At 38.7% G+C, this 15,746-nt stretch carries 11 protein-coding genes and 1 tRNA gene; 6 read left to right on the top strand and 6 right to left on the bottom strand.

Going from position 1 to position 15,746, the window contains the following annotated elements; genetic code table 11:
- Window positions 1-267: 267 nt before the first annotated feature.
- The 6 genes from REI64_RS14805 to REI64_RS14780 all read right to left on the bottom strand — a co-directional run bounded on the left by REI64_RS14805 (window position 268) and on the right by REI64_RS14780 (window position 10,019).
- The gene (locus REI64_RS14805; RefSeq protein ID WP_308850915.1) at window positions 268-1,389 is read right to left on the bottom strand and encodes a TlpA disulfide reductase family protein; all 1,122 of its coding nucleotides are present in this window, start codon (window positions 1,387-1,389) and stop codon (window positions 268-270) included.
- Window positions 1,390-1,395: 6 nt separating this feature from the next.
- Window positions 1,396-2,937 (bottom strand): PKD-like family lipoprotein, encoded by a 1,542-nt coding sequence (locus REI64_RS14800; protein ID WP_308850914.1) that lies wholly within the window; start codon window positions 2,935-2,937, stop codon window positions 1,396-1,398.
- 84 nt (window positions 2,938-3,021) lie between these two features.
- Window positions 3,022-3,876 carry a DUF4843 domain-containing protein gene (locus tag REI64_RS14795; protein ID WP_308850913.1) on the bottom strand — a complete coding sequence of 285 codons (855 nt, stop codon included), beginning with the start codon at window positions 3,874-3,876 and terminating at the stop codon, window positions 3,022-3,024.
- Window positions 3,877-3,890: 14 nt separating this feature from the next.
- Window positions 3,891-5,345, bottom strand: coding sequence for a RagB/SusD family nutrient uptake outer membrane protein (locus REI64_RS14790; RefSeq protein ID WP_308850912.1), 1,455 nt, complete (start codon window positions 5,343-5,345; stop codon window positions 3,891-3,893).
- Between the two features lie 17 nt (window positions 5,346-5,362).
- Window positions 5,363-8,707 carry a SusC/RagA family TonB-linked outer membrane protein gene (locus REI64_RS14785; RefSeq protein ID WP_308850911.1) on the bottom strand — a complete coding sequence of 1,115 codons (3,345 nt, stop codon included), beginning with the start codon at window positions 8,705-8,707 and terminating at the stop codon, window positions 5,363-5,365.
- A gap of 166 nt (window positions 8,708-8,873) precedes the next feature.
- Complete coding sequence (locus tag REI64_RS14780; RefSeq protein WP_308850910.1) at window positions 8,874-10,019, bottom strand: FecR domain-containing protein; 1,146 nt, start codon at window positions 10,017-10,019, stop codon at window positions 8,874-8,876.
- A 239-nt stretch (window positions 10,020-10,258) separates the two neighbouring features.
- On the opposite strand from REI64_RS14780, the gene REI64_RS14775 reads away from it, so the two are divergent.
- From REI64_RS14775 to REI64_RS14750, 6 genes are all read left to right on the top strand, one after another.
- Entirely contained in the window at window positions 10,259-10,825 is a 567-nt protein-coding gene (locus REI64_RS14775) for an NAD(P)H-dependent oxidoreductase (protein ID WP_308850909.1), read from the top strand.
- Between the two features lie 113 nt (window positions 10,826-10,938).
- Window positions 10,939-11,012 (top strand) — tRNA-Pro (locus REI64_RS14770).
- Window positions 11,013-11,273: 261 nt separating this feature from the next.
- Complete coding sequence (locus REI64_RS14765; protein ID WP_308850908.1) at window positions 11,274-12,227, top strand: bile acid:sodium symporter family protein; 954 nt, start codon at window positions 11,274-11,276, stop codon at window positions 12,225-12,227.
- Window positions 12,228-12,236: 9 nt separating this feature from the next.
- Window positions 12,237-13,328, top strand: a complete 1,092-nt coding sequence (locus REI64_RS14760; protein WP_308850907.1) for an aminoglycoside phosphotransferase family protein — start codon at window positions 12,237-12,239, stop codon at window positions 13,326-13,328.
- Window positions 13,328-14,065, top strand: coding sequence for an aldolase/citrate lyase family protein (locus REI64_RS14755; protein WP_308850906.1), 738 nt, complete (start codon window positions 13,328-13,330; stop codon window positions 14,063-14,065). The genes REI64_RS14760 and REI64_RS14755 overlap by 1 nt, the downstream gene beginning before the upstream one ends.
- Window position 14,066: 1 nt before the next feature.
- Window positions 14,067-15,743 (top strand): hypothetical protein, encoded by a 1,677-nt coding sequence (locus tag REI64_RS14750; RefSeq protein WP_308850905.1) that lies wholly within the window; start codon window positions 14,067-14,069, stop codon window positions 15,741-15,743.
- Window positions 15,744-15,746 lie beyond the last annotated feature (3 nt).

The raw sequence follows: 15,746 nt of genomic DNA, 5'->3' as shown, positions 1-15,746 counted from the left end.
AACCCCTGTTTCCAGAATGAAAATCTGGCGTCCTAACCCCTAGACGAACGGGCCATTTTAATAGTATTTCGACCGAATGGTCTGCAAAGGTAGGAGTTTGGCACATTTTCTCCAAAATAAATTTTGAAATCTTCGTGTTTTATCTTTGAGAATTACCTAGGGTTGTCATTCATAGGTATATCAATAACCTAGCTATAACCGACTTAACACTAAGACAGCCCTAGAAATAAAAAAGACCGAAGTTAATCGGCCTTTTTCACTCAGCTATTAATCTAATAGTTGTTGTATTTTATTGTACAACGTTTCAACTTTTAAGTTAGTTGCAATAATCTTGCCCTTGCCGTCTATCAAAATATTTTGAGGAATGGCACGAATACTGTAAAGTACAGCTGCGGGTTCTTCCCAGCCTTTTAAGGTAGAAACATGGTGCCAAGGCATTCCATCCGCTTCAATTGCCGCTTTCCATTGGCTGCCATCTTTATCTAGAGAAACGCTCAACACGGTAAACCCTTTATCTTTAAAAGCGTTGTAGGCTTTCACAACATTAGGATTTTCTTTTCTGCACGGAGCGCACCAGCTTGCCCAAAAATCAACTAAAGTATATTTGTTTTTGGTGATTATTTCCCTTAAAGTCAATGAATTTCCTTCAGGTGTGGTGGAAACAAAATCTTTAAATACTTCTCCATCTAATTTCCCTTTTGCAGCAAGCAATCTATTTTCGAGTTGCTTTCCTAACTGCGTTTGCTGCAACTCGGTAGTTAGCTTAGAGAAAAAAGGATAGGTTGTTTCGTAATTGGTGATGCTTGCCGGCGAAATTTTGTCTAAGTGAAAGAGCGACACATAAGATGATGGGTTATCAGTAACAAACTGATGTATAATTTGCCTCTTTTTCTGATTGTATTGGTCGAGACCTTTCATTAAGCTAGTTAGATAAGCTTTCTTTTCAGCTCCTTCTGGCATTTTTTGAAAGGCAGCAAATCCGTCAAAAATAGGTTGATCCAACGGTCTGATTATCTTGGCTAAACGTTCGTGGTCGTCGGTTAGCGCTGTTCCGTTAACGTTAGCGTATCTAATGGAATCTTTCGCTATTAATTTTATAGTCCCATTAGCGAGAAATATATCAATTTGATCCCCCGTTTTTTCATTATCAAGACTGATCTTTCCAAGAGTAGGTGCAACCAGGTCTCCTTTAAGTACAAATTGACCGTTTTTTATTTGTGTACTGTCGATCTTTTTACTGCTTCCATTTTGGTAATAGATTTTAACAAAATTGCCGTTGTGTTTTTTATGAAGCTTACCCTCTATAGCGAAGTTTTTATCTTGAGAAAATCCTACCAGTGGAAGCAGACAGATTGCCAAAATATAATTTATTGATGTTTTAATTTTCATATCTTTTTAGTTTACGGCTCTCCAATTAACATCTTTAACTTTAATCAAATTATTCCAAGTACTATTTGGCTGAGGCAGCAACTCTACCACATTTGGGTTGGTGCCTACTCTAAAACGTTGCAATTTGCCTTTGGTAGCACTATTGTACGTTGCAATATATAGGCTATTGGTAGGTTGGTCTATTTGCGTATCAAATTTCAGCATGCTAATCTCATCTGCCCCTAACTCTGGGAATTGATAAATTCTTTCATTGTTAACGTTGTAGTCATAAGCGTATAGTTTATTTCCTACCGCATAAAAAACCACAGTTCTGTTTGAGGAAAATGCATAGAAATTCGCTTTATCGAAATCAGTAGCGATAGGTTTTACGGCATAATAAGCTCTTTTGGCAGGAGTAGCACCGCTTGCGTAGAATTTATAGATATGATGTGCACCATTCGCATCTTTCATGATTGAAAATGAATTTCCGTTAGTAGAACCGCCATCTGTGTTGCGTGTGTTTTCTGCATAAACCAAAGTACGACCCGCAGGTTGGTTCCAAGGGAAAGCATCTGTTGGAGTATCGCTGATGGTTGATGAGGCAAGTGCTGTAAAACTAGAATAATTTAGGAAGCGATTGTACCTCGTATCATACCAAACTAGTGAGGACATGTTGTTTATAGCATGTAGCGCATAAGGAGCTGCAGGAAGTCGTTCTGCCTGATTTGTAGCTACCCTATTAATCGGATTATTAAAAAAATCGCCGCCCAAAACTATAGGAAAGCTAGCAAAAACATCGCCGCCTACAGTAATCATTGCTCTATATAGCGTACTTCCTATTGCGCCTGCCGCAGTTCTAATTTGTGGCGCCAAAGCAACCGGGTGTAGCGTAGCCGGATCAAGAGATTCGGAAACGTAAAGCAATCTATTAAAGTTGTTATTTACAGTGCCAGTTAATGTTGCTCTATCTAAATAATAAGATCCGCTTTTTGTGAATGCCCAAAGCTTAATGTAAGCTTCGGTGCCTCCTGTATGTACCAAGCTTATAGGGTCTTTTAAAGGAGGTAAACCGCTAGTAGATAAAATGTTCTTAACAAGTACAGTATCCCTGATCATCGTTAACATTTCTGCCTCAGCAAAACCTTGATCATTTTCTCCCATCAATAACAAACCTCTTGAAAACGCTGTATTCACCGTTACTGTAGTGTTGGCAATAGCGGTAATACCAGTCTTTTTTTCGGTTACCCTATAATAAAGCGGGTACTGAACTGGGTTTAGACGCACGGCATATTCCAAATTTCTGGAACGGCCTATGGTATCGAGAACATTTGAGCCTATGCGAATGATCCAAAAGTAGTTATATTTTGAGGTGTCTGCATCGTCCATGCTAGCCGTAATATTTGGTGTTATGCGAAGTGTATCAATACCTGTACGCACAACGTAATTACTCTGGATGCTTGTAATGTTTAGCTCATTAATTGGTTGGTAATCGTAGTTCCCTAGATCCTTGCTACAGGAACCAGTAAATATCATTACGATGAAGATAATGGTATAGTGATAGATTTTCATCTTTTAAATTTTAGTCTTAGTTTCAAAAATAAGTCTGTATATTTTTTTATCGCCTTGCAAATAATTTTAATGCTAGTTACGCAGTTAGGGTGTACGAACCCAAGGCACACCAATATTGGAAGTCCAAGGCACTCCCTCTACCCACATCAGTCTACCATCTTTTTCAAGTATTGGCGTTTTTGCATCAAACAATGCCTTTAAAATAGCCGCCGCATCTCTTGATAGCAGGATAGACCTTACTATCGGCATTGTTGCGTCACTAGAAAAATCTTCGTAGGTAACACCACAATTCGCAATAAAGAACTCCATTTTTTCGCGAGAGAACGCCCCAAACACGCCACCTTCTCTATTTCCTGCTTGTATAGAACCTCGCCATATTGCAGGCTGTACCATAATATCATTAATTCGTAGCGTGTGTAAGCTAGCATCAAATTTAGGTACTACTGTGCCGCCGTTTAACGAAGGGATTGCATCCCACTCGGGAAACGATAATGAAAGTTGATCTGTCGGAATTAATTTAAGCCCAAGTGTAACAGGTGTTATCTCTAAATCTGGCGTACGTTTTAATTTAATTTTGATAATGGTTGATATGGCCCCTTTGGGTATAATCCATTCCTCTTTGATGGGTTCGTAATGCTGGTTAGGTAGCGCCGTTGTAGAGTCTTGGTTTATGGCAACCTTAAATGTTCTGTCGTAATCTTTGGTTGGTCCGGTAATAGCCACCTTTATTGGCAGTTCTATGTCAGGAGCGCCAATACGTACAAATTCTACATCAGAAAACGGCTGATATGGCCATCTATTTGCTGCCGCTGTAGAGGTACCATGTTGCACAGCAAAGTAAACGCCTTCGCGTCCCTCATATTCCATCATCTCTTTCTTACAAGCTGTTAAGCTGATAAACAGGTTTAAAAACAGCACATATATGATTAGTCTTTTCATGTGATTATGTTTTGTTAGTTTCTTTGTGAAATTTCGCTATCTGGAAGCGGTACTACGTAATTATTTAAAACCATCGTTTTTTCGCCGTTAAGCACTGCGTGGTTAGGAATATTTTGGAAAGAATTTCTTTTATAGAAATAGAATAACTGGCCTTCTCCCAAAAATTCTCGTCGGTACTCCTTGCCTAACTCTGTAATTAAATTGGTAGCCGTTGGAGTAAGATTGAACGTATTGCGTGCAGTGCGGAGTTTGTTTAAATAGGTAGTGCCTGTAGCCAAATCTGGATGACATTCTGCAGCAATTAATAGTGCTTCAGACAACTTAATTAATGGTATCATGTAACGTCCAGGTCCATCAACTACATCGGCATACTTAGTGTTAGTAAGCGCTGTAACGGTTCCTGAAGAAGCATTTTGCCAAACTCTACGACGATAATCATTGCCATCATCATAAGTTGCTTGCACCCTGGTAAAATCTGTACCCGTGTGGAATGATAATTTGCTAGTTACTTGTAGATTAACATCAAAAAGCCTATTGTACATTTGTAAACGGTTAATGTCATACAACGAGAACATTACTTCGGTAGAAAAAACACGGTCTGGACGCTCAGCATGAGTTGCATTGGCCTGTGTAACATACGGGAATACTGTTTTAGTAGGTGTTTGTACCTCATTAAGTAATTCTTCCGCATGCAATAGGGCATCTACTTTGTTTCCCTGCCATAAGTACGCCCTTGCCAGCAATAATTTAGTAGCATAATAATTTAAGCGGTATTGACGGTAATGTAAATCATTTCCTCCAACAGGATTGGCGCTATTACGAACACCCTCCGTACGTATCGGATCTGTATCTGCCATTAATAATAAGGCACTTTTTAAATCGGCCGTTACTTGTTGCATACCTTGTTCGGCACTAACAATAGGCGCAATCTCAAAACCACTTTTGCTTACATACGGAATGGCTGGTAACGTGCGACCTGTAGAATAAATAGGTCCAAACAAACGAAGCATATCTAAATGTAACATGGCTCTAAGTGCAAGTGCTTCGCCTTTAATGATGCCATGATATGGTTGCGGAAGCGCCTGGCTAGGTCCATCTCCGCATTTCTCTATGATGACGTTGCAGTTGGCAATTAGCTCGTATGCTTTTTTCCATGCCCCATCAAATACTCTTCTAACCCCTTCATCGGTATATGCAAAAGTAGTTCGTTGTAGAAAAACGTGTTGTGTATTGGTCATAAAATAGTATTGACCCAACACATCTACTGTAGCGGCTGTCATTTCTTGCCCATACAATGCTCTGTTGGTCATTTCAACATATACACCATTCAACGCTTTTAAATATCCTTCCTTGTTTACAAAAAGTTGATCTTCTCCAAGTCTATCTACTGGTTTAACCTCTACCCATTTGCTGCAAGAAAAAGAGAGCAGGGTTAGTAGGAGGCAAAGTAATTTATATTTTGTCTTCATGTTTTTTAACTTTTTAATTAGAACCTAACCGCTGCCGAAAATGATACAGAACGGGCAAATGGATAATCTATACCACGTTCGTTTGTTATCGTAGAGATATTAAAAATATCATTCATATAAGCTCTAAACGTAATAGATGAGGCACGTACCGCCTTTAGCCAAGCAGCTTTGCTAGTTTCGTATCCTACTGATATTGATTCGCCGATAATCGTATTATTGTCTGCCACAAATCGAGAGGAGATAGGTGTAAACTCAGTACGTGAAATGGCCTTGAAACGGGCATTATCTCCTGGTTTTTGCCAACGGTCGTATAAAGCACGTCTATCTTGGTTTAATGCAACGCCTCTAAGAGATATATTCTCTACTTTGTCATAAAGTGCAGTCATAAAAGTTTGGCCACCAATGCGGTAGCGTAAATTAACAGAGGCCATAAAACCTTTGTACATAAAGCTCGAACCAATAATGCCCTCTAGTTTAGGCTCGCTATTACCTACCACCACTTCGTCTTGATAGTTGTGTACGAAGGTTTGCTCATTGTTTCTGTTTAAAAACACTTCGCGACCGGTAGCTGGATCTATGCCTAGAGAACGTACTGCCCATAAATCAGAAGGACTGCCGCCATCATAGTAACGCACTAAGTTTCTGCTTCTGTTGTTCTCGTTAAAGCTATTTAGTTGATTGCCCATGTTTTCGTAACGGGATCTTAATTGGCGCATATTCATGTTTACTCTCCAATTAAAATTATTACGTCTAATTAGGTTGTAGTCTGCTACTATGGTGAAACCCTTTGTTACTTGTCCACCAATGTTTTGTGCCACTCGCTCTACACCTGTAGACGAAGGAAGTGTTGCAAAAACGAGCAAAGGGTCTGTGTTTTTGACAAAATAATCAGCGTTAATTCTTAACCTATTGTCTAGAGTTATTAGATCTAGACCGATGTTTCTATCTAACGTAGTTTGCCATTTTAGATTTCTATTTCCAATATTGCTGATGATGGTACTTGCACCAAAAGGGTTTCGGTTTTCGTTATTGTAACGATAAATCCGCATCGAGATATAATCATCGAAATTTTGGTTTCCAGGATTACCTACCGAGCCACGCAAACGAAGTTGATTTATCCCTTTGAGATTATCTTTAATCCAGGTTTCTTTATGGATATTCCAACCTAAACCTACAGACCAAATGGTAGAAAATTGCCTGTCGGAACCATAAATTGAGGAACCATCTAGCCTCATGGTAAAATCTACCAAATAGCGCTGGTCATAAGCATATCCACTATTGATAAAGAAGCTGGCGCCTCTTCGAATTGATTCTGTATAATCTGCACGTCTGCCCGTAGCGTAGCCCAACGCAAAATTCGGATTTGCAAATTCATCGTCAACAAAACCCTGTGTTTGAAATGCACTTCTATGACGGGTGTTTTGCTCCATACGCATACCTGCGACAGCATTTACCATGTGTTTTGCCGAAAAAAGTTTTCCAAAAGTCAAACTGAAATCGCCATCTAGGTTAACATTTTTGCCATTAGCCTCATTATATAAGCCTTTTTCCAATGGGTCTGTTTCTTCGAACTCGCTATTAAATGGCGAACGAAATAATTCTTCGCTAGAAGATATACTGCGTATACCAAAACGACCTCTAGCACGCAGCGATTCTAAAATTCGCCATTCCATCTCCAAATTGTTGGTAAAGCCCCAAGATCTTTGCGAATTGATGTTCAGGTTGCCTTGATCATACATTGGGCTAAAAATAGGATCAAGATCGGCAATGCCTGTAGTGCTAAAATCTTCCAAAATCTTGACTACATTGCCAAACTCATCGTATTTTCTGAAATATGGATTTGCCCTAGAGAAACTTGCAAAGGTTTGGGTTTCCTTATTGGCTTTCACATCATCAATACTCAAAGAGTTATTTACCGATAGCTTACCTTTTCTGTATAATAAACGGATGTTACCATTGGTTGCCTGTCTGTCAGATCCATGCATTACACCATTAGTTAAACCATAATTAAAAGATGCACTGTAGCGTAGATTTGCGTCACCACCTTCGGCAAAAAGTGTATGTCTTTGCGTTAAAGCTGTACGCAAGGGTTCGTTTGCCCAATACGTATTTACACCTCTATTTACTTCTTTTAGACGAGAAAAATATTGAGCCTCATTTTGCAAGTTGGCGCCTACAATGATATTCCCGTCGGCATTTAGGTTTCCATAAAAGCCAGATAACAACTCAAATTGCAGTTTTTCTTCTGCATTCATCAAATTATAATCCGTAAGGTCGGCAAAGCTAACCGTAGAATTTAGATTATAGTTAATCCTTAGCTGTCCGGCTACAGGCCTTTTTGTTTCTACTACAATTACACCGTTTGCAGCTTTTGATCCGTAAATGGCAGTAGCCGACGCATCTTTTAAAACAGTAATGCTTGCAACCCTATCCATACTCAAATCGCTGATAATAGCTAATGTGCTTTCAAAGCCATCTAAAATAAACAAGGGCTGATTTGGATTGGAGCTAAATTCGTCTGTTAAGCCAATCACACTGCTTTTTCCCCTTACCTCAACATCTGGAAAACGGTTGGGGTCGGAGCCGAATAAATTATTGTCTATGATGGCGAAAGATGGGTCTAGCGTTTTTAAACTCTGCAGAATGCCTTGGTTACCTACAACTTGTAAATCTCTGGTTGTATAAACTGCAGAAGAACCCGTATGGATTTCTCTATCACGTTGGTAAATTCCCGTTACCACAATTTCGTTAATTACGCTTTCCTCAGATTTAAGAGCTACGTCTAGTTTAGGTTGTTTTAGGTAACTAATTTCCTGCGCTTTCATTCCAATGTAGCTAAAAACTATCACCGGATTTTCTTTATTGCTAGGTATACTTAGTTGATATTGACCTTTCGCATTGGTTTGCGTTCTAAAAGAGGTGCCTCTTAGACTAACATTTACGCCTTCTAGGGGCTGCTTTGTTTCTGAGTTCGTAACCGTTCCAGTAATGGTAAACTGCTGTACACTTGTAGACTGAGTTGGGTTGGGTAACGTTTTAGGAACTGCACTTGTAAGTGATATGGTTTTATCTTCTATGGTAAAACCTATGCCTTGCCCTTGTGTTACCTGCTCCATAAATTGAGCTAACGACATATTTTTTACGTCGATAGTAATAGGATTGGCAGCCTCAAGTAACTTTTTTGTGCCGAACACCGTATATCCGGTTTGTTTTCTAATAGCATCCATCACATTAGAAAAAGAAATATCTTTTCCTTTGAGCGTGACTTGTTGGGAGTAGCTGGAAGCGCTTACGGTCATAATTCCAGCTAAAAGAATGAACATGATGATCTTCATCACTCTTGATAAGTAATTTTTATTCATTAATTTTAGTTTGTTGGTTAGTTCAATTGTGCTTTAAGAGGAGCTACTATGGCTAGCCGATATTTTAGTGGGGAAGGATGCCAGTCCTTTCCCATTTTTCGTTACCATAGTTTTTAGGTTAGATTGTGTTTACTTCATGGTTGGTTTTTTAGGGTTAAATGTTGTTTTATTTTTTTCCTTTGATAATCAATTTTCTACTGCGAACATCTAAGTGGTAGTCTATCTCTGCTACTTCTAAAAGGCGTAACACAAGGTGGATATTTTGGTTACGGAAAGCATCTCCAATTAATTCTTCGTTGGGAATGGTCTTTTCATATATAATATCTAAATTATACCATCTGCCAATTTCCTGCAGCGTTTCTTTGAGTGTTTTGCCATCGAAACTAAATTTGCCTTGTTGCCAGGCAATGTAGTGCTCGCTCGCTACTTCTCTTATGGTTGTCTTGTTGTTTAATGTTATAGCTTGTTCGTTTGGCTTTAGCATAAACCTGCCATTTGCATTAGCTACAGCTACCTTGCCCTCAACTAAGGTGGTTCTCGCATCTAATTGGTCTTCGTAACAGCTCATGTTAAATTTAGTGCCCAATACCTCTACCAGCTGCTGGCGGCTCTGTACCTTAAATGGAATTTTAGATCCATCGGCCTTATAAGCTGCTTTAACTTCAAAGTATGCCTCGCCCTCAAGTTCAACCACACGTTGTTCGGCAGCAAAAGTAGATGGGTATTTGAGTGTAGATTGGGCGTTTAGCCATGCTTGTGTGCCATCTGGAAGTGTCACTTTATAAGTGCCTCCTCTTGGCGTGCGTAGTGTGAAAACTTGTGTAGTTAATTCTGGATTTATATCTCCAATCGATTCTCCATCTGCGTAGGTTACTGCTTTATTTGAAATAATACCAGCTTGGTTGTTGCTAAGCACAATTTCTCTCCCATCTTCTAAAACTAAAGTAGCCTTGTTACCTCCTGGCACAATTTGTTGTTGGGCAAGATTTTGTTGCTCAGTTGACTTTCTGTTACTTAAGATGGCCCAAGTACCTAAAGTTAATAGCAATATTGCAGCTGCAGCAGAAATCCACGATGATCTATGAAGACGTTTTACAGAGATTTCAGATGGTTCTTCTTTTATCTTTTGTGAAATAACTTCCATCATCCGCGACTTTACAGAAGCTGCGGAGTCTGATTCTGTAACAATCGTAACTTGTTCATCATTGTGGCTGTTGTACCAATCCGTCAGTGTTTTTAGTTCATCAGTACTAATACTGCCTTGGTTAAATTTATAAGCCAAACGCTCAATAAGCTCGTAATTTTTAGACATATTTATGCTTTTCTATTTACATAGACAGCAAAAATGTGAGTAGGGGTGGGTGTTGATGTGTTTTATTTGAAATTTCTCACTCTAAGTTCGAAACATACAACAAAAAGTATTGTACTTTATCGGGTTATAGAACAACCTTCCTCCTCTGCAGTCATGAACTAGCGGTTCTAAATCAGCAGAATAAAAAAACAACCGTCATGAATATTCGTTAATTTAGCTGTACCAATAAAAAATCACTCATGCCAAAAATTGCCATTATATCCGCCAGCGTTAGAAAAGGACGCAAAAGCCATAGCGTAGCCTTATTTTTTCAAAAGTACTTAGCGCAAAAACAATTAGCAGAAACAGAAATTATAGACTTAGATGCATTTGATTTCCCCATTTTCGAAGAACGTCTGCGTTTAATCGAAAATCCAACAGAAGAAATGTTGCAACTGGCAAAAACCATCACGGCAGTAGATGGTGTCATTATCGTTACTCCAGAATATAACGGTGGTTATCCTGCAAGCTTGAAAAATGTAATAGATTTATTATATGCAGAATGGAAACGCAAACCAATTGCGATCGCAACAGTTTCTGCTGGACCTTTTGGTGGGTCGCAAGTAATTACTTCGCTACAGTTCATTCTTTGGAAAATCGGTGCCTTGCCTGTTCCGGCAATGTTTCCTGTAGCCGCCGTAGAAAAATCTTTTAGTGAAGATGGTACACCTACAGATCGAGAAGCTTCAGATAAAAGAGCCAATGTTTTTGTTAACGAATTGCTGTACTGGATCAAGGCCAAAGCGGCAAATGAGACAGATAAATGATGCTTAAAAAACAAATTTAAAATTCATTTGCAACAGATATTAAAATGTTTATCTTTGCAACCTCGTTACGAAATCCTAGGATCAAATAACAGAGAAAAAGGTGATACCACCATCGGGGTGTAGCGTAGCCCGGTATCGCGCCACATTTGGGATGTGGAGGTCGTAGGTTCGAATCCTGCCACCCCGACTTCAGAGGACAAATCAAATTTATGTTTGGTTTGTCCTTTTTTATTTTCCTCTAAATTCTTGTTAATCAGATGTTATATGGGCTGCCGTATTGAGCCTGGCGGTTCTAACACCATGTCCGTCAAATGTTAAATTTTCTTTCTATCCCAAATAAATTTTTCTTTAATTACCTTATGATAATTTTATAGAAGAAGAAGATAATTACTTGCATATCCCTTATGGCTATAAAATAGAGATTTGTTGCTGTAACTAAATATAAATTATGGGTGCAACAAAAAACGAGAGTTTATTTCTAAATCTCTATCCTGTCTGGATAATTCTGTCCTCTTTAATCGCTTTTTTATATCCGCCCGCTTTAATGTGGTTTACAGGTAATTTTATGGTGGTTGGTTTAAGCATTGTGATGCTGGGCATGGGCTTTACTTTAAAAGTAAACGATTTTAAGCAACTACTAAAAATGCCGGGTTCCGTAGTATTAGGTTTTGTAATTATGTATTCGGTAATGCCTATTTCGGCATGGACTATTGCTAAATTTTTAAATCTGGAGCCTGGATTAGCCGTTGGTCTGATTTTACTAGGTTGTTGCCCTGGAGGAACGGCATCTAACGTTATTGCATTTATCGCCAGAGCTAATGTGGCTTTATCGGTTATTTTAACAACAGCATCAACCCTCGGTGGTATTATTGTGAAGCCCCTGGTGTTTCAGGCATTGGCAGGTCAATATATTCCTATAGAACCTTGGGGTATTTTCTTCACCATGGTTAAAATGATTTTAATACCGGTAGCTATTGGAGTGTACTGTAACTATAAGTTTCCAAAATCAGTAGGTAAAATTTCAGTATACGGTCCTTATGTTTCGGTAATAGCGATCATATTTATTGCTGGAGGTATTGTTGCCCAAAGTTCACATGCAATTGCAGAATATGCAGGTAAGTTGTTTATCGCAGCTTTCCTTTTGCACATACTAGGGTTTTTACTAGGCTATTTTATCACAAAAATATTCAAATACGATGAAAGAACTTCGCGTACCATCTCTATAGAAACGGGTATGCAAAACGGTGGTTTAGCTGCCGTGTTAGCTAAAACTAATTTCCCTATGCAACCTCTTGTGGCTGTACCTGCTATTTTTAGTAGTGTAATACAAACATTGGCCGGAGGTGTGATTGCTGCTTATTGGCGAAGTAAAAAAATAGAAGATACAGATACGGAGAAATAAGCATTTGATATGGAAATTAGAAAAAATATATATTATTGGAAGTCTGATAGACCTTATGCAGAGGGCAATGTTCAAGTTAACGATGAAGATGATGTAGAAGACATAGAAGCCTCATTAGAAAACTATTTGATTGATTATTTTGGAACGGATAATTTTACGCTGCTGCCAGGTAGTGGACAAGGAAACCATAAAACTTATGTGGTAGCACATAAAGGCACAAAATATTTCATCAGGATAGAAAATGGTCCCGAAAAAGATGATTATATGGATGTGGAATCCGAAATCATTGGGCTTATTGGAAAAATAGGCGTGCCTTGTCCAACGGTTTTCCATTCCGATGCCAACAGGAATAAAGTGCCCTACGCCATTCAACTGTTGAACTTTATTGATAGTAAGGACCTCAACGAGCTTTACAAGAACGATGAGTTAAGCCTTAATGAAATAGCGCCGAGCATAGGGAGGTATATTGCCACCTATCAACAACTAACTTTTGATAATTTTGGTTTGTTTAACCCCATTAAACTAAGGAAGGAAGGAAAGCTGATCGCTTACCATGAGACCTATCTCAAATACTTTTTTTTAAATTGGGAAGGACATTTGGAGTTTTTGACAAAGGAAAACTTCTTAAGTGCCGAAAATGTAGTTGAGATAAAAAAGACGGTGAACCAATATATCAGTCTTTTGGATGTGGAAAGGGGCTGCTTGGTACATAAAGATTTGGCACTCTGGAATATTTTAGGGACTTCAAAAGAAATAAAATCAATTATAGATTGGGATGATGCCATTAGTGGCGATCCAGTAGACGACATTTCGCTACTAGCTTGTTTTCATTCTGGAGATATTATTTTACAGGTCATGGAAGGTTATCGGTCTGTAAAACCATTACCAGCTAATTTCGAGAAGCGATTTTGGTTGCATCTTTTAAGAAACATCATTTTCAAATCAATCATTAGGGTTAGGGGAGGTTATTTTAATATGGGACAAGATTTTTTTATGTCCAATAACAATCATACTGTTTCGTTAAAGGAGTTTACATTTCAACGCATATTATTCGCTTTAGAAGGATTAAAGGGTAAATATCAAATTAAAGATTTAAATTAATGGCAAATACCAACACATTTTATGGAACATGGCTAACTGCTGGAAACCCAGCATTAGCAGAGTTGGCTAGCATGTACAACTTCGATTGGTTTCTGTTTGATTTGGAACATGGCTTTTTAACCGTTCACGATTTATTAGGCAATCTGCAAGCGGTAAAAAATAGCGCTACTAAAAATATGGTGAGGGTTGGTGGTGTTGATCCTATTCAGATTGCCAAAGTATTGGATTTAGGAGCAAATGGTATCATGGTGCCACACGTGTCAAATGCTGTATTGGCAAAAACTTGTGTCGATGCTATGCTATATCCGCCATATGGACATAGGGGCTTCAGTAGCTCTGTACGTGCATTCAATTATGGGTTAAATGTGCCAAGCGATATACATGCAGATAAACCAGTGTTGCTTGTACAGATAGAAGATGTAGAAGGAGTGAAAAATGCAGATAGTATAGCTGCTGTAGATGGTGTAGATGTATTATTTGTTGGTCCTGCAGATTTGAAATTAAGCTTAAAGCATCAAGAAAAGGAAAATGCCATTTCGTATGAAGAAGCATTACAAACGGTAATTAACGCTGTTAAAAAGAATGGTAAGTTGGCGGGTATTTTAGTCCGTAGTTTAGAAGATACTTCGCACTTAATAGAAATGGGTTTTACCTATATTGCCCTAAGTTCTGATACTGCTATCTTGAAATCGGGCTATCAAAATATAGTTAAGTTTATAGACGAGTTAAAGAAATAAGATGAAACGTATACTTGCTTTTGCTTTGCTTAATGTTTTTTGTGGATGTGTATTAGCACAAAATATTAAGGATACTTTATATAATGGCATTGTGATCTCAAAAGTATGGCCGCCAAAAACTCAAAGTGTCAAATCAAGTACGCCAATGGAGGTGCCTTACCTAAAGCATATTCCCGAGGTAATTCCTATAAACAAGGGCAGACAATTATTTGTGGATGACTTTTTGATAGCACAGACTAATCTTATTCGTGAGTTTCACCAAGCAGAAAAGTACGAAGGCAACCCGGTTTTTAGGCCTACAACAGCAGAAGAGTTTGCAGTTAAAGATGAAAATGCAGCGGTTACTTATTTGGGACATGGCGGCGTATTTTATAATCCTCAAAAAAGTATGTTCGAAATGTTTTACACGGGGGGCTGGCGTGGCGGATTAAGCTTGGCATTAAGTAAAGATTTGATGAATTGGGAGCGCCCAAACTTGGGGATTAACAAAGGCAATGTTGTGTTGCCATCGGGCGCAATGATGGCGGGGGGCGATAATTCGATATGGTTAGACCTTGATACGAAAGACACTTCGCAGCGATACAAGGCAATTATTGAGAGAGGAGTAGATGGTGCCTGGCAACAATATTTCGATAAGAAAACAGATGGCCCAACACATACCATTCATTTTTCTGCCGATGGCAGGCTTTGGTCGCAGGGAATTACTACAGGGCGAGCCGCAGATTATACTTCTATTTTTTATAATCCTTTTAGGTCGGTTTGGGTTTACAGTATCAAACAAAATACCGATAGGGGTAGGGCAAGAGCTTATGCAGAAAGTAAAGATTTTATGCGTGGAGCAGAATGGAAGAATAGGGTGTTTTGGGTAAATGCAGATAAGCTTGACCAGCCAGATCCAGAAATTAAAGACTCTACACAATTATATAGCTTAAATGCTGTAGCCTACGAAAGTCTGATGTTAGGCCAATTCTATATCCATTTGGGACCTCATAACAAAGTAGCGGAAGAGGGAAAATATCCTAAAGTTACAGAAATAAAAATGGGCTTTAGTAGGGATGGATTTCATTGGGATAGACCAGACCGCTCTACTTTTATTGCCGCTTCTAGAAAAGAAGGTACTTGGGATAGGGGTTATGTACACGGCACTACTGGAATAGTTTTGGTCAAAGGCGATAAATTATGGTTTCCTTACACCGGATTTTCGGGCATCGCCCCAGATGGGCACAAAGGAATGTACACCGGAGCAAGCATTGGCCTGGCCACACTAAGACGCGATGGTTTTGCTTCTATGAATGCTTCAAAAAAAGAAGGTACATTAACTACAAGGAAAGTTAGTTTTGACGGCGAATATTTATTTGTAAACGTTGATAGCAAACAAGGCGAACTAAAAGTAGAAGTACTTGATGAAACTGGTAAAGTGCTTGCAGGGTTCTCTAAAAAAGATTGTGTTGGTGTAAAAACTGATAAAACTATACATCAAATTACATGGAAAAATGGTGGAAAGCTTGCTTCTTTAAAAAATAAGCAGGTGAAATTCAGGTTTTATTTAACTAACGGAAAACTGTACTCATTTTGGGTTAGCCCAAATGAAAATGGAGCCAGCTTAGGATATGTTGGCGCAGGTGGGCCAGGTTACGAAGGAACTATTGATGATAAGGGCATATTAGCTTATCAATAACAG

It is taken from the genome of Pedobacter sp. (assembly GCF_031119335.1).
In the GTDB taxonomy this organism is placed as follows: Bacteria; Bacteroidota; Bacteroidia; order Sphingobacteriales; family Sphingobacteriaceae; genus Pedobacter.
This window is presented reverse-complemented; position numbering and strand designations above follow the sequence as displayed.

Excerpts from the sequence above, each read along its gene's own strand:
- REI64_RS14805 (WP_308850915.1), bottom strand. The coding sequence starts at position 1,389 with ATGAAAATTAAAACATCAATAAATTATATTTTGGCAATCTGTCTGCTT.
- REI64_RS14800 (WP_308850914.1), bottom strand. The coding sequence starts at position 2,937 with ATGAAAATCTATCACTATACCATTATCTTCATCGTAATGATATTTACT.
- REI64_RS14795 (WP_308850913.1), bottom strand. The coding sequence starts at position 3,876 with ATGAAAAGACTAATCATATATGTGCTGTTTTTAAACCTGTTTATCAGC.
- REI64_RS14790 (WP_308850912.1), bottom strand. The coding sequence starts at position 5,345 with ATGAAGACAAAATATAAATTACTTTGCCTCCTACTAACCCTGCTCTCT.
- REI64_RS14785 (WP_308850911.1), bottom strand. The coding sequence starts at position 8,707 with ATGAATAAAAATTACTTATCAAGAGTGATGAAGATCATCATGTTCATT.
- REI64_RS14780 (WP_308850910.1), bottom strand. The coding sequence starts at position 10,019 with ATGTCTAAAAATTACGAGCTTATTGAGCGTTTGGCTTATAAATTTAAC.
- REI64_RS14775 (WP_308850909.1), top strand. The coding sequence starts at position 10,259 with ATGCCAAAAATTGCCATTATATCCGCCAGCGTTAGAAAAGGACGCAAA.
- REI64_RS14765 (WP_308850908.1), top strand. The coding sequence starts at position 11,274 with ATGGGTGCAACAAAAAACGAGAGTTTATTTCTAAATCTCTATCCTGTC.
- REI64_RS14760 (WP_308850907.1), top strand. The coding sequence starts at position 12,237 with ATGGAAATTAGAAAAAATATATATTATTGGAAGTCTGATAGACCTTAT.
- REI64_RS14755 (WP_308850906.1), top strand. The coding sequence starts at position 13,328 with ATGGCAAATACCAACACATTTTATGGAACATGGCTAACTGCTGGAAAC.
- REI64_RS14750 (WP_308850905.1), top strand. The coding sequence starts at position 14,067 with ATGAAACGTATACTTGCTTTTGCTTTGCTTAATGTTTTTTGTGGATGT.